This is a genomic window from Rhizobium sp. MHM7A, assembly GCF_005862215.1.
GTDB lineage: Bacteria > Pseudomonadota > Alphaproteobacteria > Rhizobiales > Rhizobiaceae > Rhizobium > Rhizobium bangladeshense.
Map to the genome: position 1 here is coordinate 326,485 of NZ_VCHT01000001.1, position 24,851 is coordinate 351,335.

At 53.5% G+C, this 24,851-nt stretch carries 36 protein-coding genes; 18 read left to right on the forward strand and 18 right to left on the reverse strand.

The genetic code is table 11. The annotated features are described in order from the left end of the window. Nucleotides 1-30: 30 nt before the first annotated feature. Nucleotides 31-1,836 carry an IS200/IS605 family accessory protein TnpB-related protein gene (locus FFR93_RS01905; RefSeq protein WP_138391654.1) on the reverse strand — a complete coding sequence of 602 codons (1,806 nt, stop codon included), beginning with the start codon at nt 1,834-1,836 and terminating at the stop codon, nt 31-33. Nucleotides 1,837-1,882: 46 nt separating this feature from the next. On the opposite strand from FFR93_RS01905, the gene FFR93_RS01910 reads away from it, so the two are divergent. After that, entirely contained in the window at nt 1,883-2,140 is a 258-nt protein-coding gene (locus tag FFR93_RS01910) for a hypothetical protein (RefSeq protein ID WP_138391655.1), read from the forward strand. Between the two features lie 705 nt (nt 2,141-2,845). Here the strand turns inward: FFR93_RS01910 and FFR93_RS01920 are convergent. Further along, nucleotides 2,846-3,748, reverse strand: coding sequence for a hypothetical protein (locus FFR93_RS01920; RefSeq protein WP_138391657.1), 903 nt, complete (start codon nt 3,746-3,748; stop codon nt 2,846-2,848). 53 nt (nt 3,749-3,801) lie between these two features. Between FFR93_RS01920 and ruvA the strand changes: the two genes are divergently transcribed. The 4 genes from ruvA (at nt 3,802) to FFR93_RS01940 (ending at nt 6,040) form a co-directional block, all read left to right on the forward strand. Continuing rightward, on the forward strand, nt 3,802-4,419 hold the full coding sequence (ruvA, locus tag FFR93_RS01925) for a Holliday junction branch migration protein RuvA (RefSeq protein ID WP_138391658.1): 618 nt from the start codon (nt 3,802-3,804) through the stop codon (nt 4,417-4,419). Between the two features lie 312 nt (nt 4,420-4,731). Continuing rightward, on the forward strand, nt 4,732-5,139 hold the full coding sequence (locus FFR93_RS01930; RefSeq protein ID WP_138391660.1) for a hypothetical protein: 408 nt from the start codon (nt 4,732-4,734) through the stop codon (nt 5,137-5,139). 10 nt (nt 5,140-5,149) lie between these two features. Then, a complete protein-coding gene (locus tag FFR93_RS01935) occupies nt 5,150-5,437 on the forward strand; it encodes a hypothetical protein (protein ID WP_138391663.1) in 288 nt (95 codons plus the stop codon). A gap of 9 nt (nt 5,438-5,446) precedes the next feature. Next, nucleotides 5,447-6,040 (forward strand): hypothetical protein, encoded by a 594-nt coding sequence (locus FFR93_RS01940; protein WP_138391665.1) that lies wholly within the window; start codon nt 5,447-5,449, stop codon nt 6,038-6,040. Between the two features lie 47 nt (nt 6,041-6,087). Here the strand turns inward: FFR93_RS01940 and FFR93_RS40640 are convergent, their stop codons facing one another. Next, nucleotides 6,088-6,225, reverse strand: coding sequence for a hypothetical protein (locus tag FFR93_RS40640; protein ID WP_171049028.1), 138 nt, complete (start codon nt 6,223-6,225; stop codon nt 6,088-6,090). A gap of 230 nt (nt 6,226-6,455) precedes the next feature. On the opposite strand from FFR93_RS40640, the gene FFR93_RS01945 reads away from it, so the two are divergent. Continuing rightward, entirely contained in the window at nt 6,456-7,334 is an 879-nt protein-coding gene (locus tag FFR93_RS01945) for a hypothetical protein (protein WP_138391666.1), read from the forward strand. Between the two features lie 76 nt (nt 7,335-7,410). On the opposite strand, the gene FFR93_RS01950 is transcribed toward FFR93_RS01945, so the two are convergent. The 6 genes from FFR93_RS01950 to FFR93_RS01975 all read right to left on the reverse strand — a co-directional run bounded on the left by FFR93_RS01950 (nt 7,411) and on the right by FFR93_RS01975 (nt 11,421). Next, nucleotides 7,411-7,716 carry a hypothetical protein gene (locus FFR93_RS01950; protein WP_138391667.1) on the reverse strand — a complete coding sequence of 102 codons (306 nt, stop codon included), beginning with the start codon at nt 7,714-7,716 and terminating at the stop codon, nt 7,411-7,413. 16 nt (nt 7,717-7,732) lie between these two features. After that, nucleotides 7,733-8,743, reverse strand: coding sequence for a Rieske 2Fe-2S domain-containing protein (locus tag FFR93_RS01955; RefSeq protein WP_171049029.1), 1,011 nt, complete (start codon nt 8,741-8,743; stop codon nt 7,733-7,735). Nucleotides 8,744-8,797: 54 nt separating this feature from the next. Continuing rightward, nucleotides 8,798-9,556: a hypothetical protein gene (locus FFR93_RS01960; RefSeq protein WP_138391671.1), complete on the reverse strand. Its 759-nt coding sequence runs from the start codon at nt 9,554-9,556 to the stop codon at nt 8,798-8,800. Between the two features lie 215 nt (nt 9,557-9,771). Next, complete coding sequence (locus tag FFR93_RS01965; protein WP_171049030.1) at nt 9,772-10,104, reverse strand: hypothetical protein; 333 nt, start codon at nt 10,102-10,104, stop codon at nt 9,772-9,774. A 77-nt stretch (nt 10,105-10,181) separates the two neighbouring features. Further along, nucleotides 10,182-10,385, reverse strand: a complete 204-nt coding sequence (locus FFR93_RS01970) for a hypothetical protein (protein WP_138391673.1) — start codon at nt 10,383-10,385, stop codon at nt 10,182-10,184. Between the two features lie 196 nt (nt 10,386-10,581). Beyond that, the gene (locus FFR93_RS01975; RefSeq protein WP_138391675.1) at nt 10,582-11,421 is read right to left on the reverse strand and encodes a hypothetical protein; all 840 of its coding nucleotides are present in this window, start codon (nt 11,419-11,421) and stop codon (nt 10,582-10,584) included. Nucleotides 11,422-11,597: 176 nt separating this feature from the next. Between FFR93_RS01975 and FFR93_RS01980 the strand changes: the two genes are divergently transcribed. From FFR93_RS01980 to FFR93_RS01990, 3 genes are all read left to right on the forward strand, one after another. Next, complete coding sequence (locus tag FFR93_RS01980) at nt 11,598-12,248, forward strand: hypothetical protein (protein ID WP_138391677.1); 651 nt, start codon at nt 11,598-11,600, stop codon at nt 12,246-12,248. A gap of 82 nt (nt 12,249-12,330) precedes the next feature. Then, nucleotides 12,331-12,792 (forward strand): hypothetical protein, encoded by a 462-nt coding sequence (locus FFR93_RS01985; RefSeq protein ID WP_138391679.1) that lies wholly within the window; start codon nt 12,331-12,333, stop codon nt 12,790-12,792. A 78-nt stretch (nt 12,793-12,870) separates the two neighbouring features. Continuing rightward, a complete protein-coding gene (locus FFR93_RS01990) occupies nt 12,871-13,497 on the forward strand; it encodes a hypothetical protein (RefSeq protein ID WP_138391681.1) in 627 nt (208 codons plus the stop codon). Between the two features lie 56 nt (nt 13,498-13,553). On the opposite strand, the gene FFR93_RS01995 is transcribed toward FFR93_RS01990, so the two are convergent. Both FFR93_RS01995 and FFR93_RS02000 read right to left on the reverse strand, forming a co-directional pair. Further along, nucleotides 13,554-14,033, reverse strand: coding sequence for a hypothetical protein (locus FFR93_RS01995; protein ID WP_138391682.1), 480 nt, complete (start codon nt 14,031-14,033; stop codon nt 13,554-13,556). Continuing rightward, entirely contained in the window at nt 14,020-14,421 is a 402-nt protein-coding gene (locus FFR93_RS02000) for a hypothetical protein (RefSeq protein ID WP_138391684.1), read from the reverse strand. The genes FFR93_RS01995 and FFR93_RS02000 overlap by 14 nt, the downstream gene beginning before the upstream one ends. Before the next feature lie 79 nt (nt 14,422-14,500). On the opposite strand from FFR93_RS02000, the gene FFR93_RS02005 reads away from it, so the two are divergent. The 4 genes from FFR93_RS02005 to FFR93_RS02020 all read left to right on the forward strand — a co-directional run bounded on the left by FFR93_RS02005 (nt 14,501) and on the right by FFR93_RS02020 (nt 17,279). Beyond that, nucleotides 14,501-14,989, forward strand: coding sequence for a hypothetical protein (locus FFR93_RS02005; RefSeq protein WP_138391687.1), 489 nt, complete (start codon nt 14,501-14,503; stop codon nt 14,987-14,989). A 238-nt stretch (nt 14,990-15,227) separates the two neighbouring features. Continuing rightward, entirely contained in the window at nt 15,228-15,461 is a 234-nt protein-coding gene (locus tag FFR93_RS02010) for a hypothetical protein (protein WP_138391688.1), read from the forward strand. Further along, a complete protein-coding gene (locus tag FFR93_RS02015) occupies nt 15,454-16,782 on the forward strand; it encodes a hypothetical protein (RefSeq protein ID WP_138391690.1) in 1,329 nt (442 codons plus the stop codon). The genes FFR93_RS02010 and FFR93_RS02015 overlap by 8 nt, the downstream gene beginning before the upstream one ends. After that, on the forward strand, nt 16,779-17,279 hold the full coding sequence (locus tag FFR93_RS02020; protein ID WP_138391691.1) for a hypothetical protein: 501 nt from the start codon (nt 16,779-16,781) through the stop codon (nt 17,277-17,279). The genes FFR93_RS02015 and FFR93_RS02020 overlap by 4 nt, the downstream gene beginning before the upstream one ends. A gap of 310 nt (nt 17,280-17,589) precedes the next feature. On the opposite strand, the gene FFR93_RS02025 is transcribed toward FFR93_RS02020, so the two are convergent. Next, the gene (locus tag FFR93_RS02025) at nt 17,590-17,835 is read right to left on the reverse strand and encodes a hypothetical protein (protein ID WP_138391693.1); all 246 of its coding nucleotides are present in this window, start codon (nt 17,833-17,835) and stop codon (nt 17,590-17,592) included. 63 nt (nt 17,836-17,898) lie between these two features. Next, nucleotides 17,899-18,360, reverse strand: coding sequence for a hypothetical protein (locus FFR93_RS02030; RefSeq protein ID WP_138391694.1), 462 nt, complete (start codon nt 18,358-18,360; stop codon nt 17,899-17,901). 123 nt (nt 18,361-18,483) lie between these two features. Here FFR93_RS02030 and FFR93_RS02035 point away from each other — a divergent pair, with 123 nt between their 5' ends. The 3 genes from FFR93_RS02035 (at nt 18,484) to FFR93_RS02045 (ending at nt 20,271) form a co-directional block, all read left to right on the forward strand. Next, nucleotides 18,484-18,867, forward strand: coding sequence for a hypothetical protein (locus FFR93_RS02035; RefSeq protein ID WP_138391695.1), 384 nt, complete (start codon nt 18,484-18,486; stop codon nt 18,865-18,867). 661 nt (nt 18,868-19,528) lie between these two features. Next, the gene (locus tag FFR93_RS02040; protein ID WP_138391696.1) at nt 19,529-20,005 is read left to right on the forward strand and encodes a hypothetical protein; all 477 of its coding nucleotides are present in this window, start codon (nt 19,529-19,531) and stop codon (nt 20,003-20,005) included. A 65-nt stretch (nt 20,006-20,070) separates the two neighbouring features. Next, nucleotides 20,071-20,271 carry a hypothetical protein gene (locus FFR93_RS02045; RefSeq protein ID WP_138391697.1) on the forward strand — a complete coding sequence of 67 codons (201 nt, stop codon included), beginning with the start codon at nt 20,071-20,073 and terminating at the stop codon, nt 20,269-20,271. 382 nt (nt 20,272-20,653) lie between these two features. Here the strand turns inward: FFR93_RS02045 and FFR93_RS02050 are convergent, their stop codons facing one another. Next, nucleotides 20,654-21,244, reverse strand: a complete 591-nt coding sequence (locus FFR93_RS02050) for a hypothetical protein (RefSeq protein WP_138391698.1) — start codon at nt 21,242-21,244, stop codon at nt 20,654-20,656. A 349-nt stretch (nt 21,245-21,593) separates the two neighbouring features. Here FFR93_RS02050 and FFR93_RS02055 point away from each other — a divergent pair, with 349 nt between their 5' ends. After that, a complete protein-coding gene (locus FFR93_RS02055) occupies nt 21,594-22,448 on the forward strand; it encodes a hypothetical protein (protein ID WP_138391699.1) in 855 nt (284 codons plus the stop codon). On the opposite strand, the gene FFR93_RS02060 is transcribed toward FFR93_RS02055, so the two are convergent. Beyond that, entirely contained in the window at nt 22,438-23,064 is a 627-nt protein-coding gene (locus tag FFR93_RS02060) for a hypothetical protein (RefSeq protein WP_138391700.1), read from the reverse strand. The genes FFR93_RS02055 and FFR93_RS02060 overlap by 11 nt on opposite strands. Before the next feature lie 432 nt (nt 23,065-23,496). Between FFR93_RS02060 and FFR93_RS02065 the strand changes: the two genes are divergently transcribed. Further along, a complete protein-coding gene (locus tag FFR93_RS02065; RefSeq protein ID WP_138391701.1) occupies nt 23,497-23,814 on the forward strand; it encodes a hypothetical protein in 318 nt (105 codons plus the stop codon). Nucleotides 23,815-23,862: 48 nt separating this feature from the next. On the opposite strand, the gene FFR93_RS02070 is transcribed toward FFR93_RS02065, so the two are convergent. The 3 genes from FFR93_RS02070 to FFR93_RS02080 are packed head-to-tail and all read right to left on the reverse strand — an operon-like array spanning nt 23,863 to nt 24,811. Next, nucleotides 23,863-24,288, reverse strand: a complete 426-nt coding sequence (locus FFR93_RS02070) for a hypothetical protein (RefSeq protein WP_138391702.1) — start codon at nt 24,286-24,288, stop codon at nt 23,863-23,865. Between the two features lie 15 nt (nt 24,289-24,303). Further along, the gene (locus tag FFR93_RS02075; protein WP_138391703.1) at nt 24,304-24,591 is read right to left on the reverse strand and encodes a hypothetical protein; all 288 of its coding nucleotides are present in this window, start codon (nt 24,589-24,591) and stop codon (nt 24,304-24,306) included. A 10-nt stretch (nt 24,592-24,601) separates the two neighbouring features. Further along, on the reverse strand, nt 24,602-24,811 hold the full coding sequence (locus tag FFR93_RS02080; protein WP_138391704.1) for a hypothetical protein: 210 nt from the start codon (nt 24,809-24,811) through the stop codon (nt 24,602-24,604). Nucleotides 24,812-24,851: the final 40 nt, after the last annotated feature.

A 24,851-nucleotide genomic window follows, 5' to 3' on the forward strand; every position in this document is an offset into this window, starting at 1 on the left:
CGGGGACTGAATTTCCGATTGCTCGTCTCGTTAGAGACAGGCAATCGGGACGACTGTGCCACGCCTGGGACTGATCCACCTGACGGTGAATTTGTACGTCAGTCCGGCGTGATGACAGAAGTTCGTGAAGACCTTGCGGATGATGTTGAATGCTCCGTTAACGTCAGCGTGTATCCTGGAGAAACGCTTCTCTGCCACGACATTGTGTCGAACGAACCATGTGCGGTTCTTGGCGCTGCGCTTTCCAGAGAAGTTGTGCTGCGGAACGGGAAAATCCGCTTCGGTCTGTGTTGTCGATTTTTCCTTTTTCGTTTCCGATTTTACCGTGGCATGAACTGGAAGTTCATCGCCGTCGATGAAGGACGATTGGCTAGTGTAACTCTCCTCGGTAGTTATCACGGCGATGCCGTAGGCTTCGGCCTTATACCTGATCAAACTGATCAGCCGTGCATGCGCAATGGCATGGAACTTGCGGTTCTGCTCATTGCCACTGTCAATATCACTCTTCCAACCCTTGTTCTTGCCAATGACAATGAGGTCAATCCCGTGCTTCACGCACTGACTGACAATGTCGGTGGTAATCTTGTGTTCGAAGTCGCTTTTGATGTGGTTTAACCGGGCTGCCAGGTTCCGATATTCCGGATCGGCAAAACCCTTCTGTTGCTCCTTGCGTAGCTCAATCCGCTGGGCCTTGCCCAGCTTCTCTCCCTTGTCGACAAGCTCCTGCTTCAGGCGTTGCAGTTCCATCATGCGGGGCGTAGCGCAAGCGGCTAGGCGCTTGTCCATCAACTGGTGATAACGTTCAACGATCTCATTCGGTCGGTCACCGGAATGAACAATGGCACGATGACCGGTGGAGAAACCCACTGTGGCGATGTTGGTTTGCCCACAGTCCAAGCCCGCCAGTTTCAGTTTCAAATCAGATCGTCTAACGTGATTGAGAATGAACTTCTCCCGATCCTCGACCGTTTTCAGATCGGTGAAATTCCCTTGGTGCTCTTCGCTGATACGATGAAGTAGTGATCCTTCCGGATAAGTTCTGCTCAAAGCGACGACCGCCTCGATCTTCACCTTGGACGCACCTTCGGCGATGATTCTGATGTGTTGCGGCTTGGCATTTTGCCAACCGCGCTTCTCACAGGCAGTCAAGGCTGCCTGTTTCAGGTCGTAGGCGTAGAAACGGTTCAGCTGATCCGTGGTGACATCGCCGAGCGATTTTAGCACCGCCGGTTTTGGCAACCCTCTCACCATCATGGCATAGGGCATTTCCAGGGGGAAATGCCCGTCCTTCGGTTTGAAACCTGGAAACTGCGGCCGACCGGTGTACTTCTCCGGATGCTTGGCAAAGTCCCTTTGCGCGGCCAGCGAAGCTTTCCACACGTCGATGACGGACCGGACGACTTGCTGAGACGCTGACGCGGGCAGTCGTCGGTAGACGATCTGCCCTTCATGATCGACGTGGGCTTTGGCCACGTTGTCGAGAACGGTGACATCCAGGACGACATAAAGCGGTGGAACACTCATCACGGGCTTAAGCGAAGCGACGTACCTGGGCTTGTCGTTCTGCTTTGCCCTGCGCTTGGCATTGACCTGTTCGATAACGCGATTGAAAGCCATCAGCGCGATGCGCTGATGCTCATGCAAATCGTCTCTGTGACGATAGGTTTTCGTCTCATTGTCAAAGAGATATGCACTGTTGATTTGGCGAATGAGAAAGGTGCAGGTGTTGTAGAGGTTCTTCGCCTCATGCGTGAGCGCAAGAGCAACAACTGCCCATTCCTTGTTCGGAACAGCCAGTTTCAAAACTCGCTTCTCTGCCTTAACCGCTTCAGCCAAATTGAATTATCATCTCATCGTCTATGTCAACATAGGAGAACATGGGGTGAACGATTGTGTCAACACTAAAAATGTCAGAAGCGAATATTATCTTTGGAAAGAGCGAGGGGCACCTCGACCAGAACCAGACGCCAAGGCGTGGAGCGCCTTGGCGTTATCAGACAGAATTGCTGTTCCAGGCGTTCATGTTCCGTCTGAAAACAGCTTTGCCGCTGCGCTTCATTTCGTTGCTATTCTCCATCCCGTTGACGACTCTGTTTCGACACTGTCGGCGACTTGTGCATTTGTTGGCGTGCCTTCATGAGCGGGATATTGGGCACTGTCTCGCCTGCATGTCGCGCAGACATGTCGCATAGAATTCTTCGACCATCTCGGTTGCGATACGAGCCGTGTCACAATATCCGGTGTTCGGCGATGGAGGATGTCCTGAATGCGTACGAGGAAACATCCCGACCACTGCCACTTGCCTTTCAGTGGGCCGTTCAGTTCTTTGCGAATGCGCACATGCCGATAGGTCCATCCAATCAAATTTCGTCGGCGGGTCAAGCTCATCGAGTTTTGTCATGAACCAGTCATATCGAGGCTGATGAGGCCGGGCCGTCATCGCGGTAGTTTTCCGATGATCCATTTGTTGTTTTGACGGTTACCGCATCCCAGGCAGCGAAGTCTGACTGCTAAGGGGCCGAGGAAGGCATTGGAGAACCGTCGCTTCAACTCGTAGCGATCCACCCAGCCTACCCGCTCACAACGTGGGCAATGGCCGCCAAGGGCGTTGTATTCGGGGAGGTCATCAAAGGTCGTGTCCACGGCGTTTGCCAGTGGCCCCACATAGGCAATCGAGTGGCGGTCCGGTCGACCTGGGATACCGTTCGCGAGCTTCATCGTTCCCTTTTGGTTCAGTAGCGTCGGCGAGACAAGCCGGGATCGGCCGTTTCCCACTACTGCAGGCCGTCCAGCGTCCCGTCGGCGCGGGCGTTTATCCGCCTGCACAAATTTGGCGGTTGGCAGTTTACATGCCAAAACCGGCTGACGGCTCGTCCTCCACGTGCCAGGGTGACAGGACGTAGTTGTTCGTCTGTTTTAGCAGGGCTTCCAGCATTGGCTTGGCCTTGTGCTCGTTGATGAAGAACGTGCCATCAGACATTGCCTCCATCTTGAAAGCCGTTGAAATTGCTGCCTGCACTTCCTGAGGGTCATGGATGAGCCATGCTCCCAAAAGCTCTGGACGCTGCTGGGAAAAGCCCCGATCTTTGATCATGGCTGTAAGAAAATCGCGGAGGGTTTCATCACAAGCGCCGATCTGAAGGCTAAACTTGCCGGGGACCTTCATAATGTAGGCCATCTTATCCTCGCCAACAGGCGCTTCGCCTCGAAGAGCAACATCGAGGTAGCTGTCCAGGACTTCGAAGCCTCGATCATTGTCGAACTGTTCGACGAGTTCAGTGTACCGTTTCTGATCCTGCTGTTTGATGCTGCGCGAGAAGTTGCTCATATGCTGCATCAGTCGCCTGGCAAGCTCCGGTGCCGGGTGGCCAAACAATTCGGAGACCGTGAACCAGGTCGGATCGGACTGAGAAACGACTGCGCTGAGCAGGCGGGAGACGACCTGGAACCGCTGCGAATTCGCCTCCTGGCGTTGCGGAATTTCATGGTTTTCGAGAAGTGCCAGGACCTCCATGATCGCGGCGGCATCCGCCTGCAATCGCTCCGGCGCAATCGGGTGAAGGCCGTAGCAGGAAGCTTCAATGGAAGTTGGGTAACGTGTTCCCTGTGAAACGGACATCTTTTTATCTCTCGATTGTTGTGTCCCTAACGTAGGTGCGAATCGAGCAACCAGCAAGAATTTGGAAGCTTTTGAAGGGTCGATAACGGTCTTTATCGACTCTTCCGGGTTTTCCCTTTGCAGGACCAAAGGAATTGCGGTCCAATATTCAGTGATTGAAACTGTTGATGGGCGGTTCTCGCATGATTGGTAAGCTTAAAGGAATTGTTGACGAGAAGGCCGACGATTACGTGCTGGTAGACGTGAATGGCGTTTGCTACGTGGTTCATTGTTCGGAACGGACTATCGCTCATGCAGGTAAGATCGGTGACCAGCTCACGCTCTTTATCGAGACCTACTTACGCGAAGATCAGCTCAAGCTTTTCGGTTTTGCCAGCGCCTTTGAGCGTCAGTGGTTCCTGTTGCTACAGTCTGTCCAGGGCATCGGTGCCAAGTTGGCGCTTGCGCTCCTGTCAAAGTTGTCTCCTGGCCAGTTGGCGAACGCGATTGCCCTTCAGGACAAGAGCTTGCTGTCTAAAACCCCCGGGGTGGGTCCGAAGGCCGCCGAGCGAATTGTTCTTGAGTTGAAGAACAAACTGCCGAAGAACCTGAGCGATCAGGGCGATGCAGAGGTCTACCAGGACTTGGGAGGTGCTAAGACCCTCGCGCCGGTCGCGGAGGCTATCTCGGGACTAACCAATCTTGGCTATTCAAGGGATCAAGCCGCTAACGCGATTTCAGCTGTGATCAAGGAGGTTGGCCAAGAGGTGGATACGACCAAGCTCATCCGCCTGGGATTGCGCCATCTATCGAAACCCTGATTTTCATCGGGTCCTGAAAATAAAAACCCCGCCTTTTGCACGCTCCCAAGGGAGACACTTCCCGAAGAAAGTACGTGTGGCGGGGTCAGCCTTCCTCCCGGCTTTTGCACTCCTCATTCAAGGACGCCATCCGAGAATGGCAAGTGTGCTCGGGCAGTGTTGACCTCATCATGCATATGTTTGTCGCGTGACGCTATTTAGCTGAGATTTCTTTGCAAGAACTCCTTTCTTAATGAGGTTAGAAGGAATTCTGTTGAATAATCGCGAAATTCCTTTATCAGTTTTCCCATCGCACCTCTAGGGACCACAAGAATGACGCTTACGCTTGAGAAAAAGTTGGAATATGCGGCTGGCGATGCTCGGCTGAAGGAAGCTGAAAAGCATTTTTTCGATAAGGCTCAGCCGTTTTTCCCGAAAGGTTTTTCGGTATATTATCGTGGAGACGGTTGTCATTGGGACATCTCGGCTGAGCAGACTCCAGGGCGGATTTCTGCGTTTCATGCTGCCTACCCGGAGGGTCACACGACCGGTCATGACGGTGGCTCCGAGCGCGCGTTCAAGGTTCGTGGCAAGCCGGGCGCGATCACAATCCATGATGAGCGTTGGGACCCGTACCGCCCGCATCCTCGCGAGGTAGTGACAGTAAAATCCGTATCTATGGCTATGGCATGGATTGTTGAGGAGCTTATGCAGCTTCCCGACAGCGAACGGGACGGTTGAGACTACGGCCATGCTGATTAGATATGGTGACGGTCGAACCAAGTATGGGCCCGGTGTAAGCATCGAATTGGCTGGCGAGGAGGTCGCTACGGCAATAGCCGCATGGCTCGTCGCGCAGGGAGTTCATGTCTCGGGACCTCGGACGATCAGTGTGAACGGTGAGCTGTGTCGTGAAGGTCGTATCTATGTTGATCCTTCAGGCTTTGTGATTGCCGGTGGAGAGAAGCTTGATGGCTGTGGGCCTGATGGCAACGGCTTCGATCCCGACGTGGAAAGAAACTCAATTTCATCTTCTTAAAGGAAAACTATGCGGAACACTCCTTACCCACGCTTCACAATTGGTCACCGAGATCATGGTATTTTTGATCTATCCAAAGCAACTGGTCTCATTCAGGGCATAACCGCTCTGCATGATCCGGATGACATCAAAGTCTCTGCTTTGCAGGAGTTCAGTCACTTACGGCCAGGGGAGCTGAAGGAATTCGCGAATCCCGCACGCTTGGAAGTCGTCGAATTTGGCGGGCATCACGCGCGGGGCGGGTTCGTTTCGACACTAAAGTCTCAAGTCGTGGAAGTCGAAGCTGGCGGTAGGTTAAAGGGACCGATTGCGTGGCGCATTGCTGAAGCTACTCATGAAGATGCAGCTTCCATGAAGGGTTCGGCTGGAGGGGAGATCACACTTGCTATCACCTTAGTTGTCCTGCTGACGCTGATTGCGTGTCTCTCGATCTGGGCAGCGGTATCCCTCATGGGTATCTTGGCTGCGGTCTGTTCGATGCTTTATTTCGTAGCTCGGTGGGAACGCCATCGGACGCGAGTGATCGAGCGAATGGGCTCTGTCTACATCCTGGCTCCTGATACTCGGACCTGGGTTGCTCCTGATGTTTCGCAAGCAGCGTAGTCTGCTGCCGATGGTGACCAATGATGGTTGCCGGAGGTCGCGTAAAATCACTCAGCCTTGTCCGTGTTTTCCTGTTCGGTCGGGCGTGCGCGACGCATTGTCTTTAGGAAAGCTGGCTCCTTGATGATTCCAGCGGAGCTGAGCTTCGCGACGACGGCTGCAGTGACGATAGAAGTGAGGATCATAGGAATTCCCTTTGTTTGGCTCTATTTAGCGAAAGGTCTCAGGAAGTCAAATGAACGTTTTTGATTTTCTGTCATTGGTTAACTGCAAAGTGCTGAAACTTCGATACTTCAATCTTGTAAGTTCTGTTGCGGAGAAGTGGATCACGTTCAAAATGCCATCGCCTTTTGGTGTTTACCTTCGAATTTGTGTCTCCCATAATCCAAAGAGACCTGAATAACGCGAGACCAAGATGGCCAAAATTCGAAACATGCCCGCTCCCTGGAAGAGAGCGCATCCAGCTGGTTATTACTACATTCCTTTTGGTGAGGGCTATATGATCTTCAGTCCTGCCAAACAGGAATGGTGGTTCTCCGTGCGCCGTGGAAAGAGCCCTTTCGAGGATCGGTGGGGCCCTTGGCACGGTGCGTTCGACGAACTAGAGACTATCACAAAGGAAATGAAGTCCTGGGAAGCCGCCATGCGCCGCGCGGGCTGGTTCAGGATGAAGCTGTCAAAGGCTGCACGTTCGGGCTCGTCATTCACACAAGCTGACTGTGAGGTCATGGAACGGCATACTTCGCGTCTGCCACGGTGCGAATACATCCCGCTGTATCTCCTCGTTCCCGCTGATAAAGCTTTGGCGGCCAGGGGAAAGGCGCAGACCTCTAAGTGCATCCGTGTTGGGGGCCTTGATGTCGTAAACGACACGATAATAGATTGGTGGGAGCCAAAGGTGAACTCGACGGTCGATATTTCCTTTCGTCAGCCGGGCGGCAAGCGATATTCGCCGGGTACGCGCAGGATGAATCTGGATGTGCCGAGCCTAGACGCGTTGGTCTCATTCCTGCTTGATGTGCGTAGTCAGATGGTCAGTAACGACGCTAGAGAGGCTGTGCATGCCCAGGGTTCGCAGGCAGCTCGCCATGAAGATATTCGGACGCGCTTCCGGCAGAGAGTAGAGGCTGGAGAAGAGGTTTCAGCCCTGTTCAAGGAACTTAAAGATGCGACCACCGGACAGGTGGCGACCATCCGTGCAATGGCTCAGATGATTTTGGCGGGTGATATGGAGGTGGAACTCCTATATGCAGGTACGGACGAAGAGCGTGGAGATCGCTCGCACCTGCATTGATCGGTCTCTTATGTTGTTAGCTGCATATCTGTTTGGCTGCATACTTGCGCGCAGTCATACTTGCGCGCAGTCAAACTTAAGGGTGGGTATCCTGAATATCGTCAGGCCAGACGTCGAAATGCGAATGGTTCGCGGACCGGAAGGGTGCTGTGACGATGGTCTTATTGAAGAGCTTGAGGTGCGGGAAATGTCGTTTGACCACCTCATCGAGGGCTTCGTTCTCTCTTATTGAGCCGATAGCGCCGGTAAGGGTGATCCGGTTCTTACTTTCAAACGCCTGGAGTTCGAAAATCAGGATGTCGCGCTCGACCAGCTCTTGGCCGATCTTTTGCCAAGTTTCAGTTTTTGGGAAATCGAACTCTACATCTTCGTTGCGTCGCATTCGCAGGGCTCCTCCATTAAAGTTCATAAACGATCCTGACAGGGTTAATTGCTGCCGGTGGCGTGATGCCGCTCATTATTGCTTCGATGTTCGGTCGAACGAAATCTGTAGGTGACATCGCCCGGTTCGGCCTTCCGTTTGCTTCCCAGTTCTCGTGCGACATGTCCATCATGACTCGATCTTGTTTGATAATGTGCTTCAACAACGGGATGAACACGGCTGCTTTCACAAACCCGAGGCCGAATTGACGTGGAGCGGTAAGGACCGCAAAGCCCCGGGTCGTGTTCTCGTCGATCTTTGAGAACATAAGCGTGTTGGCGAGCTTCATTTTGCCATTCGCCCAGTATTCGATCTCCACGATGCCAGGAAGCTCGAAGCTCCCGGTCGAGTAGCTTCGTTTGCCTTCGAGAAGCCTGGAGACGATGCCATTCTGGACGTCTTCGCCTGAGAATTTGATATCGATCCGTTCCTGGTTGCCATTCACGTCAATTGTGACCCGTGATGTCTTGTCGGTCAGGCCGCGCATCAAGCCCTTGTGGACGAATAGGGTGTGAGTGGGGTCCAGCACGTTTTCAGCGACGTTCACGAGGCTGGTCCCGACCTTGTTTTCGATAATGCGTCGGACATAGGGCTGATCGTCCCATTTCAACTGGTGGGGCTCGCCTGCGCTGTCCTTGTCATCCGTGACGTAGATGAGGCCATCCTGCTCTCTCGCAGCGAGGTTCTTGACGAAGCGATTTGGCACCTCTCCATTGTGAACCGGAATCTCGGTGCATCGACCTTGGGCGTTGAATTTACAACCGTGATAGGGGCACTGCACCTCGCCACCGACGACCTTGCCTTCGGAGAACCTAGCAAATCGATGGGGGCAGATGTCCTTCACGCAGCCAATTCCGCCTGCAGTAGTACGGAAAAGAGCGTATGCCATCCCGCCCAGCATGATGCGGAGCGGTTTCGCGCGTTTGAGGGATTTCGAAAGGGCAACAGGATGCCAGTATGCACGCGGTTTTTTGATTTGATCGTCCATCATCATTCCAGAAATCGTCGGTGTTTGAATTGCACAAGCGTGTTGAAGTATTCGTCAGCCTGGGCTCGGACCCGACTCTTCCTCGGGCTTAGCAGCATCTGCCAGCGCAATCGCCTCCAAGACAGAGATGTCGACGCTAATGCGTTCTTTCAGGAACGCCTCGATAACCGGTTTTGGCTCGGTCCGGGCAAGCTGTCCTAACGTCTCCATTCGGGCCATGAGACCAGGCTTCTTCGATATGGAGTGTTTGATCCAGATTTCCTCGGCTTGTTTCTCCCCTTTCGAGTGGTCATAGTACGCTCTGATGCTGCTGAGGTGGGCGTAGACCAGCTGTGCGACGTCAGGGAGCAACTCATCTAGTTCGTCATCGAGGTGCCAGAGTGTGTAGGCGATTTGAGGAGCGGAATAGCTCCCCTCACCCGTCCATTTGGAATGAAGCGCATGGAGTACGGAAAGTGCGTCCGAAATGGTGCTGGCGACCTCTCCTTCCAGGCCTTCACGATCTACGGTGAAGAGGTAACTCATGAGGAGTTCGTCCTTCTCAGCACCGTGAAGCTTCTCGATCTTCTTGAACAATTTCGCCGGGAAATTAGCGTCCAGCAGGTCGGACGGTTTCGTTTTCGGGAAGATATCAAAAACCGTTCCGTCTGCGATCATCAACTCGCCTTCGCGCTTGCACTGGGCTTGAAACGTCTCCAGAAAAACAGTCGGCAAGCGGTCCCAAGGGTTCGCCTCTACAGTTTCCTTGATAGCTTGAGCTATGCGGCCCCAAGAAGCGGTTACAAGGTTGACTGCAGTCGAAGAGTTGTTCATGCGGATATCCTTATCTGGTGCCGCCAAGATAGAGGCGAAAACGACGCTCGCCAAGGAGTTATCGACGTTATCTCTGTTTTATCTCCTTGACTGCAGTTGGCTCCGGACCGGATTATTATCCCTCAGTGCTGCAGGGACGTGTGGAGTAGAGAATTGTCGGAAGTACCTTCACCGAAACTAGCTTTTTGCAACCCCTAAAAGGGTTCTAGGGTGGTTTACGCGGCCGGGCTCTGCAAAATTTCCAACTGCTCGCGACAATATCGAGCGCGTTCTTCAGCGTCCCGAAGCTGCTTTTCCCAGTTCGCCTTGACAGCGGCTTCGTCTGCGGCGATCTCCTCGGCCGTGCGCGGCCTGTAATAATAGATCGAGAGGCAATCCATGCCGCTCTCTTCGCCAACATCTACGCGGGCGTCTGCTCGATGTTCGGGTGGAATTTCGAGACGCGTTTCCTGCAAGGTTTGGATAACGTCGTCCAGCAACGTTGGCACTGGCCCTACCCTGTCGTGGTTCCGGCCACCATATTTGCGAACTTCAACCAAGAATTCCACGGCCTGCCCCTTGAAACGTCAATATGAAAATGCTGACTTGTTTTTCTTTGAAGCGCAACGAGGGAGACGGCGTAGGCTTATCGCGGCCGAAACTCTTCAGCCATCTCAGGCTCCAGGTTCAGCTTGGCGATCTGGTCATTGAGGAACGCAAACGCGTCATCCTTCGACGCGAATCCGTCGCCTGGAAGGAGGTCGTTATTGTTGGGAATGACAAACCATTTTCCGGAAACAATTTCGCTGTCGATGATGCCGCCTGTGATCGGATCGGGATTGGTCGCCATTCCGTCTTTCGATAAGTGCATCCAGCCGTCATTCGTCATTGCTTTTGTTCTCTACAGAATTCCTTTTGGCAATTGGGTCACGGTCATAGGCAACCAACAAATTGAACTTAGACGGAAGTCGCGGCTTCCTGGCGCTCAGCAGTATCCCTCGCTCTTCTCGCAGTGAGATATCTCAAATTGTGGGAATGCGGGTAGCTTATCGCGGCTTGAACGTTGGTTGTTCATCCTGGGCAAATCCCCGAATAGGATCGAAGACAAGAACTTCTATTCCGGCGTCGTTCACGGTCTTAGCTTTATGATCGCTTGCAAGAACATCGTCAGTCTTCACTGCGAGGAAGGCGCGTCTCTCACCAGAGGAAGTTGATACGTGGCAGACCTGTTCGTCCATGCGAAACTTGAGGTCGCCACTTGGTTTCGGAAAGTGGTTTAGCCACTTACGGAGCCGTGACACTTCAGCCTTTCTCGCGACCAGGCTATTTACGAACAGTTTTTCAGATTCAAGAGCGTCCCAGGTCGCGGCAAACCCTTTGGCCGTGCAATCTTGTATGCGTTTGACGGCCGAAGGGTCTTCAATGATGCCGGTGAGTTCAAAACGTGTCTTACTGAGCGCGAAAATTCTGTCCTCGCTCGCGACTATCTGTCGCCGGATAGACTGCGCGCCGAGGCCACCGACAATGGAGCCGAGGATTTCAATCCCGCCCATTGCTTCCAGGCCGTTCTTCTTCGTGTTCCGGACTGCGGACAGGAAGACGGTGTCGGTCTTGCCAAAGATGGGCGACATCAGGCCGTAGAGTTCACCCATTCGAGGGGCGATCTCATCCATCAGGTCTTTTGCCAATGCTTCGAGCTTTGGTTCCCGATATCCGTCGGCGTAGCCCTCAGGAACATCCATGCGCGGCATCGCATAGGATCGCTCGTTGGTCAGTGTAAACGTGACACCGTAAGCATCGGGAAAATCGTTCAGCAGCCTGGTGGCGATTGTCGAATGTAGGACCAAAATTTCATCGAGGACCTGTGGTAGGCTGAACTTGGGCATGAAAGAATTCCTTGATGAAGCATTTCCGTGACCCAAATGTGGTTCACGAGGAGACAAGCTACAAGTCGCGACCGTGTTTTGTAGATGCTGAAGCGCCCATATCGCCTCCGGTGCGCGGAAAGTTTTTGAGTTTTCTCGCCTGGCTGATACTGTGTCGTCAAAATTGGAGGTGTGTGATGACGAAGACGATGACCGATTTGAAGAACTACGTCGCTGATCTGCAGCGAAATGGTCAGGTTTCAAGCATCGCCGAGACGCTGGCGTCAGACGTTCGTCGCCGGATGGCGGAAAATCTGACCGAGCGTGAACTGGTTGGGATCGATTATCTCAACACCTTCATTTACGACGAAGACCCTCTGGTTTGCGGTTCTCACGACTACGTCGACGCCAACATGGTTGTCTTCGATGCCGTCGCTGATTTCAGCGAACGTGTCGTTGGGATTCCGCGTGATGTGTTCATCGAGAATGCCCTGACTGCAGAAGAGGTCCAAGACGCCGATGGTGCGGTGCTGACGCTCATTCGAACCGGTTGGGATGAGGTGAAGAAACAAGGCTTCTCGAATTTGTGGAGAGAAACCGCTGATGACGACCTCCGCAAGAACCTCGGGCTTCTCGTATTGACGGTCCCGTCCTCGGCCACCTCGGGTCACGCTCTGCAGGAGGAAATCTCGTCTGACTTTGATGAGGCTTACGAGCGGATTGTGGGGGCCAGTCCCGAACTGCGGGAGTTGGCTGACAAGCTCGAAGATAGCGAAAGCAATCCAGACGCGGTTCAAGCCTTCGTTGAGGCTGTAAAGAGCGCTCAGGCTCCTTCCCCGGCTCTTTAAAGCAGCTGAGGCTGGCTGTTCATTGATCATTTACTAGGCTGAGCCTAGAAGCATTCCATAGTCGATCTAATGGAAGCGTCGAATGGGACTGGATGTAACGGCCTATACACAAGTGCAATTGGTGCCGCGTGGTAAGCGTGAGAACGCTGCATTTGTCGTTGATGAAGAAGCGATTTCTCGAAGGCCGTTGACTTCGGTGGGATTGACGCCTGGCGTGTACAAGTCAACTGGTCCTGAATTCGAGCTTCGGGTCGGGCATCTCATGAGCTACATGTGGTGGCGAGAACAATTGGCGCAGCTTGGTGGCTATAGGCAACAGGATGTACTGGCGGGTGACGTGGCAAGCGGTCCCTTTGTCGAGCTGATCAGTTTCGCTGACTTGCAAGGTGTAATCGGCAATACAGCTGCCAGAAAGCTCGCGGACGATTTTGAGCGGTACGATGCGCAGGCACAGGCGCTAGGTTCTTCCTTCTACGGCCTCTATCTTCAGTTCAAGCGTGCTTTTGATTTTGCAAAAGACGCTGGCGTCGTTTCCATTCACTGAGTTGGCTTCTGGCTCTCTTGGGGCTTGCAAGGCTGCCAGTTACCCTATGGGAAAGCCCTGCCGCCCTGAGGAGTTACCATGGTAGACGAAGCCCTTGAAGACCGCATGCACGCCCTGATTCAGTCAAAGGTTCCGATTTTCCTTCCCGCCGGAAACATCGAGTACATGACCGGTCGGGACGACTGGACCGATATCAACACGAGCTACGAGGATGTGGTCACCGAAGATTTGATCGGCAGGCTGTCCAAAGGTGCTGGAAAGCATGCAAAGGAAGGCTTTGCCGCTAAAAAAGATGGTGAGTTCGGTATCTGGATCGAAAAGGAATATGTCTCAGCCAGCAGTGACTTCGAGGACATCGTCCTGGGCTTTCACGGAAAGATGGAGGACGCTCCCACTTCCGAAATGTTGATTGCTCAGGCGGCTTTTGCGGCTATTCAGCTGCAAGGCAGCTACCCAGAGGCAAAGTTTCACGTCATAGAGGGGCGTGACACCTGGAGCACTGGTGGCGGACGTGTTTGTCTGTCCGTTTTCATCCCTGAGGGCGTTTCTGACAAGCAGTCGATCATAAGCGCCTATTATGATGCGGAACTTCCGAAACTTGACGTCGGGATCGTGAAGCAGGTGTTCGGTGACTCATACGATGAGCTTGCGACCTATTTCATGTCTAAGGCTCCGGTTGATCAGTCCAATCTGAAATTCCGCTAAGGGGATAATTGGCCTGCTGTTCGTGATCGGCAGGCCAATACGTTCTGATCAGGGTGTCACCACGCGATATATCTTTCGACCAGGTTGTCCCCGAGTGTGAGGATCAAGTCTTCTCCGTAGCGGCTGGCCTTTTCCACGGTCGAGATCAACTTGTCCAAAGCTTCAGGACCTTGCTCTCGTGCACGCTGCAGCACCGACAGTTCGATGGCAGGTTCGCCATTAATCAGGTCGATGGTAATCTCTTCGTAGTCGCCAGGCGTTGCGACAAATGCCTGGTAGTATCGGTTATCGTCATCGGCAGCCATTTCCTGCCAGCCGAGATTGGCAGCCTTCAAATGCGTTTTGAGGTCCCCGAATGGGCTTCCTCGTCTTGAGTGCCTTATAAAGGACGGCTCCCCTTCATTCTCCTGCAGCAATTTTTCGAAAGCTCGGGCTCGATCTTCCGGCTCGATCTCGTTCTGAAGCTCAAAGAGGATTTCGTCGAACGCATCAAGGTCGTCGAGCTTGCCGAATATCGTGATCTTATAGTGTTCCATTGGTCGCTCCTTGGCCGGAGGCGGCATTATGGGCAGGACCACCGTCGGCAACCGCGTTCAGTTCTTTCAGCAGTTGTGCGAGTTCCAGTTCACCTGGCGGGATTTTGCCATCCAGATAGTTGCCTTGCGCGTCGAGATAAAAGGCTTGGCCGAACGGCAGCATGACAGCGCCTGTTTTGCCCTCCCGCATGCAACGTAAGCGAAATTTCAGTACGTTGAGAACATTGCTGGATTCGTGTGAAGGCAGAGATATTTGGGGGACCATGCCATCAGGTCTGAGTTCGTACATAGGAGTACCATGAAAATTTGCGATGCTTAAAAGGCTCACAGACTTTTTATAAATCCGCAAGGAATTCGCTCTGAAGCGCGGTCGTTTTAACCAGTTCATGCAACTCTTTCAGCTTTATGCGAACTTGATGATCAGGTATCGGCTCTTTATATCTGTAACGCAATGTAAAGCGGGAACCATGATGAACGACCAGGCCTTGACATCGATTTCACCAGAGGACCTCCGCCACATCGTCGATGGAGTGCAGGTGGAAGCAGAAGCGCTGCGGCAGCTGCCTGAAGGAGTCATTTTGGGTGTGCGAGACTGCTGGAACCTGAAGGACGATGACGGGTTCGGGTATTCCACGAAAAATATGAGTGACGAAGAGCTGCAGATGGCAATCGTTGAAGATTTGCTGCTCATCGTCGACTGGCGGCGGGATGGCAAGGAGCTGGGCGGAAACTTCGCTCATCTTACTCGTTTGCTCGGTGAGGAAAGTCGGGAGCGAGTGGCAAAGCAGTTGGAATCGCCCATGGTGAAATCGCTCACGGTCGTAGATGCAAAGGGCAATATCGAAATCGCTCCGGGATATCTGCAGGATGCTATGGATTTTGCCGGGTTCTGGATTGAAGGCGGCGAGTTTCTGTCGGCCGGTCCGATTATTTCTCTTGCCCCGGAATATCGGTAGCCTCATCATTAGCTTCTCCGCTGTCAGTTCACTGACAGCCCCCGGCGGCCGTTGTGCCGCCGTTTTCGTTCCAAGGACAGGGTTGTGCGTGTGTGTTTGAAAAATGACCGCTTGACCAAAACTCCTTTTGCATATCTCTTTTTAGCCGACTTGTAAGGAATTAATCTGACGCGACCCAGGCATAGGTTGGAAAGTTAGGCGAATTCCTTGAATGATATTGCGCCGTCGGAGGTGAAGCATGAAGAAAGTTCGCAATCACATGAAGCTCGCCGACGGTACGGCGATGCCATACGAAGCCGTGTTGAGCGAGGCGGTCAGCAAAATCAAGCGCGCCAGCAAGCTTGGCGAAGGACTGCGCCTGAGCGCGGAAGAAATCAGGGCGCTCGACTGGTGTGTCATTCGAGAAGATGGCGGCGTTGAGAATGTCGATCAGTTCCGCGAAGGCGCTTTTGAGGAGATTGCTGATGTCTGAGATAAACGCTGAAAATTCCCCGGAGATGAAGGATGATCTCGTAACGAGGCTTGAGACCCCGGTCTCTGAGCGTCTGACGAACGTTCTGGTCGGCCTTCACGTAGGCCTCGAACACGAATTCGCTTCGATGGAAGCCGATATGGCTGCCGCTGCAAAGAGGATTGTGTTTTTGGAGCAGCAAGTCTCGCGCCTGGAGCAGAAGATAGATTTTTTGTCTGCTGCGACGAACAAAAGTGTCGATCTCGTGGATCAGGCCAAAGAAGCCCTGCAGACCTGCATCGTCTCGATGGAGGGGGATTGCAGTGACCATCACAAGATTGCTCTCCGGACGGCCGATCAAGCTTTCCGACGGCTGTCGAAAGTAGAAGCGCTGCCAATGTCGCCTGAGGGAGTAAGCCTCCTTTCGATTGCGGAGCAACACAGATGGGCGATTACGCCACAGGTTGGCGGTGGTTGGATTATCGAGACAGCAGACGACTACGGCGATGACGGTCAGGAACGGGAACTAGTCCGCACGCGGAAGTCGCTGACGGCCGCGCTCATGGAAGCCGTTGAAGATGAGTTGCCAAAGGAGTTCGAATGGCTTCTCCTAGCCCGCCGCCACCGGCAACTCGCCTATGTGCCGGACGGCTGGAAAATCCTCCCGGACAAACTCACGTCAGATATGGAAGATGCGGCGTATGATGCCTTGGCTGCTTTTGAAAAGGCTGAAACGGGGGCGTGGTGTGGGTTGTCCTCCGCTTATGACGCAATGATCGCTAAAGCGCCGCCGCCGCCTCAAAAGCTTTTCCCGGTCGACAAGAGTAAGGCAGCGGAGAAGGCGGGGTGGGATGCGGAGACGTATTTCAACGAGTTGGTAGACTATTCGTGGGACAAATACAGGGCCGTTGTCTTTGACGTTGATACCGTCAAGCCAAAGGTTGGCCAATATCAAGCTGAGAGCCGGGCTCATCTCCGTAAAATCTACGCCGATGCCAGGGAAAAATTCCCGGAGTTCGCAGACACGTTGCTTTGGATTCTGCGATACAAGGGCATCGAAGCAAACCGGCACGCGAACTTGGCTCAGAGCTTCGGCGTCGGGCGGTACGTCGCGAAAGATGACGAAAGTCTCTGGAGCTACTGGCGGGATAAGGCGCGGAGAAATGAGCGGAGCCGCATGTCGCTCATCTCTGCGCTGAAAAGCTTGGTGAACGGCGCATCTCCCCCGGACGATGCCCTTGATCACGATGGCATGGCACTCGTGAAAATGTCCAACATTCGTGAGGGCGAGTACGCCCTGCAGGACGCGGGTGAGCCGATAAGGTCTGGAGGTGTCGTGTGAGTGGTTCCGTCTGGAAAGTCCCCGAAGCATGGGACCACGTGAAGGTGAAGCCTCTCGATGTGAGCAAGAAGGACGGCTGGACCGACAGCGAAGGTGAGTTCTGCCTGCCGCTGTCCGACGGTTACTACATCAAGTTTCCGAAGCACAAGGACGGCCTCTTCGGTCTGTTCTTTCATGGTGAACTTATTTCGGCCGCCTCAAAGCGGTCGGACGTGCAGCAGATCGCCCAGGACCATCATCGGTACCGGATCATCAGTTCGCTTGCGGAAATCCCGGGCAAGGACGAAGCGAAGGCGCTGGACCTCCTCGACCGCATGCATCACGCTTCAACAGAACTGGCCATGTTTGCGTCTTATGCTGAGATTGTCGGTGCGGTCGCGTATAATCGCGAGCCGATCCGCAAATGGTGTGACGCAGTTTTCGCAGTCCACCACGAGTATGCGGTCAGTGGCCTGGTCGACGAAGAGGTGGCATTGGGCCTCGTATCCAAACCCTAAGGCTGTCGTTGGCTGTGGAGCCAGGACATGTCGGGAAGGTTTTCGAGCTTCCGCCTTAGGTCACGAAGCTCGCCGTCAACGGTGTCGCGATCCCTGTCAAGATAAGTGGGTTTTTTGATCCCGACAGCTTCCCAGCGTGCAACGTGCGTTCTAGCAGGGTACGAAGATGTGGTTGACGTGCAGTGTCGGCCTGATTTCGCTCCGCAAAAACTGCATTCGACGTCACGCGGCTTCGGTCCATCCGGCAGAGCCTTGAGCTTGTCCTCAAGTTCGCGTTCAAGGTCGAACATCGGCTTTGTCCTCAAATGAGTTAAATCTTGAACAGGGAGCTGGGTTCTTCCTCTGTCTCAAGATTGTTGGGGTCGAAGTCTGGCATTTTCGAAAGTCGTGTGACGAAGGCTTCAATCTTGTCCCGACGGTAGGCGTTGCCTTTACTTGTACGATACCAGCCCCGGTCATACCAGCACTCGTAGTGGAAGCCTGGTTCTTCGGTGCGCTTGACCTCAGATGTGTAGTGGGCGCAAAGTTCGTCCGGTGTCATGTCTGAAATGTTCATCGCAGGCTCCTTTTCCCCGGAATCATATTCGCTCAAATTGCTTCGCGCAAAGATGCGTTTCGATCAACTCGCGATTTGCATTGGCTTGACGAGTTGTCGGGGCTCCACACGAGCCTTCAGGACGACAGACTTTCCCCTGCCGTCCTCCGAGACCTCGCCGACGACAATTGCATCAGGCCGGTCGGTCGTCTGTTCGAGGAGGAGATGAATGACGATCCCGAAATGGAATGTCTTGATCACCTTGTACGTCCGGTCGTTCGCAGCGCCCAGGCGTTGGAGCGCATCTTCGATGTCCCCTCCGTTGGTTTGGGCGTCAGCCGTGATGACATCCGTCGCAGTTACCCGTTCGACGCTGACGACCCCGGTTGGCACTCCATTCGACAGACTGTAGAGAAATGCGATGATCTGATCGTCGCGGACATAAAGAGCGAAGCGTTCGGATCGCGCGAGGTTGTCGATCTTCCAAAACAGCTTCGAGATAGGTCCGAGACGTGATAGGGCTTCGAGAGCAGAGGTCTTTGTCATTTTTGTTGTTTCTGTTGCGGTGCACAAGGATTCGCCAAAGCGGATTTTAAGGCAATACCCTGCGAACCTTGAGCTTGTAATATAATTCACGCATATTGTGATCGCTTAGATAGAGAACTCCTTATGGAAAACAATTCGTCCGATAAAGAGCCTAATGCGAGAACCCGCGCGGCCATGGAAGAGGCCCGAGAGATCATTGCAAAGCATGGCGAACGGGATGTCGAACTCGACGAGCGAAACGTCGCGATTTTGATTTCGGTTAGCCGAGGTCTGAATGGTCAAGCCAGCGCGGACGATGTTGCTCATAGGATGAAGTACCGCCCTGCCCGCTCAGGCCGTCTCGCCGTAACAGGCACCTTGCGCAAATTGGAGCGTGAGGGGTTCATCGGCCGCATTGCGCCCCGGGATCAATGGAGCACTGCTACGTGGTTCCTCATGCCAAAGGCCAAGGAGTTCCTGAAGAACTTGCGCGAGGAGCCTGAGCCGCTGCCGGGTCCGAAAACCTGATCCGACCACTCATCGGCGTTTGCGCCGAGGGTTTCTCTCCTGCAGGCTTATTGCAGTAGCCCGGGAGTGAATTCATGTCTTTCGATCCATTCAGACAGCTAGATGACAGTGCGTATCGTGGACGTCCATATCAGGATGTCGTCGCTGAATTGAAAGAGTCTAACTCGACCGTTCACGCGGTGTCGAGTGACGCCATGGTCACCATGGACCACCGACTGGACCGTCTTAGGGTTCGTTACGATAAATCGACCGGGTTGGTTACCAGCGTAAGGCGTGGCTGAGCTTTTAGAACAGGTCGCCCTGCTTGTACCGGCGAGCGGTGGCCTTGTCAGCGTTGGAGGGCGGCAAGCCTTTCTCCAGGCGGTCGATCAGCATGGCGCGTTGAGCCATGTGGCTTTCAAGTTTACAATCCGGATTGCAGTCCCCGAAGATATGGGCTCGCTGTTCCTGGTCAAATTCTCTCGGCCGACGCTACGGACATACTCGGCGATTTCGGAGCTTGAGAGCTTCTTGAATTCTTCGAATGTCAGTAGCTGCATGGGTCACGCATCCTGTTTGAGCCGAATACAGCGAATGCTGTCGGAATTCCTATAGTCGTCGGCCGTTCTTCCTTTCAATTGGGAGTTCTATCGTTTCCTTATCGCTGCACTGAGTGACCGATATGGAACAGTCGAAGAAGTCCGCAATTTTTGCCCGCTTGGACGCGCTACAGGAAGACTTTGAAGCTGAAGCGTGGTGGACCAGCAAGGATCACGACGATATCGGGCGGCGCAGTGAAACCAAGGTTATCATGCGTCAGCTGAGGGTGCGGTTCATGGCAAATCAGATTTCATCGGATTTTGTCCTGCGGGCTATCGAGCAGCTGAAGAAGCCGCTGACCAAGAAGGACTCCGAACTGGTCGGAATGAGCGTTGGTTACAAGAGGCCAGGCAGACCAGGTGTTGAGTGGGTTGATATTAAGGGTGTCAGTGATCCCACGGAGGCTGTCCGGACTTTGGCGAGGACACCTGAAGTGAAGAAACTGAAAGCCGCCGGTTACGTCGAACACGGCACCTCTCCTCTCGTTCGGTGGGGCAACAGAAGCGACGCCCTTTACGAGACGGATGAGGAGCCCGTTCGTAAAATGGGGCGTGGCTGATAATTGCCGGAATGGTCGCTTGTGCGGGCGATTTGTATCGGTGACAGTAAGTCAGGAGGATTTCCATGGCCGCTACACTGAAAGACATCACTTTCATGCTCAAACCCGAGCGCTATAAGCGTGAGCGTTTCGGAATTGTCGCGCCTGTTCCGGTCAAAAGAAGCGTGGTCGACCTCAGCCTAGCTAAAGAATGCCCTCCGGAGGCTACGTTCACGGAAATTCTTATGCACTGCATGCGGCCAGTTAAACGGTCTGATCAGCGATAAGTGCCAAAAAAACCGAAAAATGGCTGCGGGGACATGCGTATGTTCCACGGACATTCTGGATTATATGGTCATGCTCAACTGTCGTATTCCATTTGCGAACCGAAATTTCCTTTGCCCCATCTGAGCCTCCGCACCGAGCCATCATAAGCTAGTTCGAAATCCCTCAGGCATCTGTCACACACCGCATGCCGGATGTCCTCACCAATTTCCCTGACCACACTAATCTGCACCTGGTTGTTGGCTCCGCAATGTGGACATGCAACGGTCATAGTATCGCCGTCGGGCCAGCTTGCTGCTATCGCCCTTACTGGTCGTTGCCGGAAAGTCTGGGGTTGAATATCTTTCATGTGGTCCTGCCTTTTGACCAGTAATGTTTGCTCATTCATGACAACGGTATAACTCGCGTGTGGCGCGTGATCGTGCCGTTAAATGGTTTGCCGGTGATGTCACCCACATTAACCTCACGCTGGCAGATGAAATGGAGCATTTGTTGGGTCCGCTCGATCTCGTTCGCCAATTCCTCGTCGGCATCGTTCCAGTCACCTTTTGCTTGCGCCTCCTTTGCCGCGAGGTCGGCATGGATTGCATTGGAAATCAGATTCCAGGGGTCCAAAGGTTCGCATTCTCCCGTATATGCGAGCGTTGGTTTTGGCGTGATGGCCAACTCGCGAGTTCCCTGAAAACGTTCCCTGGCTTGTTTGATGATGTCGACAATCTGCTCGAAGGTCATGCCGATGAACTGAGTGGCGATAATCTCCCTTGCCGTCGGGTATGCTTCATGGAGAATTGCAAGGACAGCCCGCTTCTTCTCCGTTTCGGGAAGGTCGGGCATTTCGTTTGATACCGCTTTATCAGCGATGCGTTGCGCAATCTTGAAAGCTTCGCCGCTGCAAAGGATTTTCCCCTTTGGAAGATTGGAGATTGTCTGGGTAATTTCATCGAGGATTGTTGTTGCGGCAGTGCTTTGTGTCATTTCTTGATCTCGAAGTGCGCGTGCGTTTGGAGTAGATCGATATTCAGGAAAATGGCCTTATTCACTGCGCAGCAAATATAGCCATTCTCCCGAATATTAGTTGCCGCCCGCTTCGCGGCATCCCGATACTTTTCCCTTATGGATTTGACCTCGGTGAACGGTGCTAGCGCGGCCCCACAAGGTTTTCAGGCCCTGCTTCATATTTTGCGACCCTGGGGTTGATGCAGGGTCGAGAGAAAATATTTCTGAACCAAGTATGAGGATCAACGTGCGGGCGCGTCAATAGGTTGGCCCTTGGCCCTTGCATGTGCAGATGGCAATATCGACGTGAATTTAGAGGGGTAGCTTCATGAGTGTCGAGTACATTTCCTGGAAAACAAATCTTGAAAGAAAAACGGATATTCGGGTCCTAGAATTCGCCGACCAGGTCTATCTCTACGAGCGTCGTGAGATAACGAAGCCGATCAACGGAAAGGTCCCAGAGCAGCCAGTCATGGCATTTGTGCAGGGCGTCGCTGACTGGTCGTCCATTGAATCTGTGAAGCTCGGAAGGTTCGACGATGTTGTCCCTTTCGATCCCACGCTAGGCTCTAAGCCGGGTGCGGATTACGTTCCAATGATGATCTCGGATCGGGGGCTGGAAGTGATCAGAACGGAAGGACACCCCTTTGTTCACCATAAGGTACTCGAAAAGCTTGCTCAGAGCGGCGACCTGGTACGGAAAGGGGAAGGGAAATCTTTCATCGATCTCTTCGAGAAAGGTTTAACGGCAAAGAACGTTTTCTTCGCCTCCGTTAAGGACAGTTCCATCGTTGATTTGCGTGGAACGCCGATCATCATGCCGTCCAAGTTCTCATATCTGGAAGGTCTTCACAGCGAGTATTATGATCTTGATCGCGTCCTGGGAATATTGAAGGAGAACCCGGAGGTTGAGGTTCTTCAGGACCAGTACGGCAAAGAAAAGCAGTTTGTGCCGAACTATGGAGACCCAGATGAGCCGACCAGATATGGCCTGTCAATAATTTGGCGGCCGACAAAAGAAAGCTGGGACAAGCTGTTGGCTAGCGCTGCTGAAAAAGGTGCGCAAGCGAAGTTTGTCCACTTTCGCTCCTACGATCTCCTCGCTCAATACGACGTGTTGGGTATCGCCTCGGCAGAATGCCGTGCTGAACTTGAGGCAGAAGCCTCTGGTCTCACCTTGTAGGCGAACTGCCGATCTCTAGTGCGAGCTTCTCCTTCAGTATGGATATGAGATCGTCCATGCTGGAAATGACGCGGAGCATATTCGTCGGCAATCGCTCGTGGTGGATGGCATAAACTGCGCCGATATCATCGATAGCCTCCCGCCAGTCCCGCTGGTGCCCATCCATAAACCATCTTTCTGCAATGTTGCGATGATTGATGCGGGCACTGGGGTCGACGGGGGATTCCGCACTAGATTTATCCGGCATGAGCGGAAAATCGTTGCCAAATTCGGACGTCAGAGCAGCGACTAAGACCGGCTTGCCGTAGCCAAAACGTTCTGTAACGCCACTGTGCGCATACCAGGCTGCCGTCTTCGCTGTTGCCCAGAATGAACCGTAGTGGCGAAAGGTCTTCTGATCCTCGATCAAGCTTTCGTCTTTAAATCGTGCGTGGGAAACGATGGTTGGTCTTAGGCCCTTCTGGATGATGTCGGAGATGAAGTGGTCGGTGGTCCCGTGAAATACGATTGTATGCCAGAGACTTTCCTGCCCGATGAGTTCTTCGATCTTTGCGATCAACGCATTCCAGCTCGTCCAATCGGCTTCCGTCATATCGCCGGGAAGGTTTCGGTTCATGGGTACGGGCTTTCAAGGATTTGTATGGTCAGGAGCTTAGCACGTTATCGGTCGCGAAACCGATTGGAGCAAGGAGTTTCTGCTTGACGCATAGGCAAAACACACTCCAAGATAGCCTCGCTCTGATGTTGAGGGACCGGTAGGACCCACTGCCGGTGTTCCGGGGACGGCAATGGAGCTATAAACGATCATCGACTGCGGACGTGTGCGACGGATGGTCAAGGAAGGTTTTTTACTGGGCGCATGCCTACCTTCTACCGGAATGGCGGGCTTGTCCCGACCCACCTTTGTCCCGTGGGTGATACGAGATCGTCGTAGGCGATTAGGGAACGAACGGGAGCGCCACGTCAGCGCTCCCGTTTCTGTTTTGTCTGCTTGTCTAATGCGTGAGCGGTCGACAGTCTGTGGCCAGGAATTCTCAAGGAAAGACCAATGGAACAGCCAAAATCGATCACTATTCCCCTCACCTACGATGCCCAAGGTAGACTCAATGATGCCAGCTTCATCCTGGCTCTTGAAAGCGCGTTGCAAGGTCGGCTGAGGATCACTGACTGGTACGGCGAAGAATTCGCATCCAGTGATTTTCCGCATCTCTCACAAGATGAGCGTCTGGCTCTGCTTGGCGGGATAGAGGTCGGCGAATGGGGCGAGAACGTTATCGACCCCGATGCGAAGCGCGAGCAATTGGAAATCGCCGCCGCGCGTGTAGATGTCGATTTAGGTCCGAGCGCGTCAGAACTGGGCATGTAAAAAGGAAAAGGCATCCAGTGGATGCCTTTTTTCTTTATGGAAGCGTCGTTACCGTCCCGGGGCGGGCATTTCCGACTCGTTATCTGCCTCCGTCCGGAGTGCCAACAGTTGCCCCTGCACAGCCTGAAAGAACGCATACGCGGTTGAAATGCCTTTTGCAGCACCAGATTGTGGCGTCTTGGTATCGCTTTCGTCGGCATCGATACGAGCGAACATCGCGGCAGTAAAATATATGTCCGAGCCTTCTGGCAGGCGATTGCTGGCCACGAATACCTTTACCCGCTCGATAATGTCTTGAGGGTCGTTCGGGCGTCTGTCGGCGATGCTGATGGCTGTAAACGCCTGGATGGAAGAGACGGTAGCTCTGCTGCGTGCGCCATCGTTGTAACCGAGGTCATAAAGGGCGCGAGCTTCCCTAAGGGCGACTTCAGCCTTCTCCATGTGCGAGGTGATTTTAGCGTCTGAGATGGTCACGGCGTTGTTTCCGAATTAGCGGCGGCCGAGGCCAGGTGAGAAATCTTCTTCATGCTCGGTCGTCGAAGCCGGGTCGTTAGGGCGGGCAATCTGCAGGCCACGACTGGCTGCTTCTCTGGCGACGACGTAGCCAACAAGAAGCTTTTCAGCGAGCGTCTGCGGCATGCTGAGCTTTTTCATGAGGTTAACGATGGCGTCATCGTCGCCCTCCATGCGGCGTACCAAGGGGTTGTTGATACGATCAAGCGCCTGGATGACGTCAATAATTTCCTGATTGGACAGTAAGCGTGCGAAGTTCTGCATGGCGGTTCTCTCAGCCGAATGGTTTCAGGGATTGAGACGGAAAAGCAAATTCCTGAACCATGTCACCTTCAGCGAGACGGTACTTGAGAATGGCTTCAGCCGCTTTAGTCTGGTTGGGGTATTCCTCGGCGTCGATGCGTTCGGGGGTCCAGTTCCCCTCGCCGTCGAAATAAAGCTTCTGACCTTCCGGCCCCTTGGATATGACGTGGACTTCAGCCATTTCTTCAACCTCGAAAATGATCTTTCAAGGCTACGGTCGG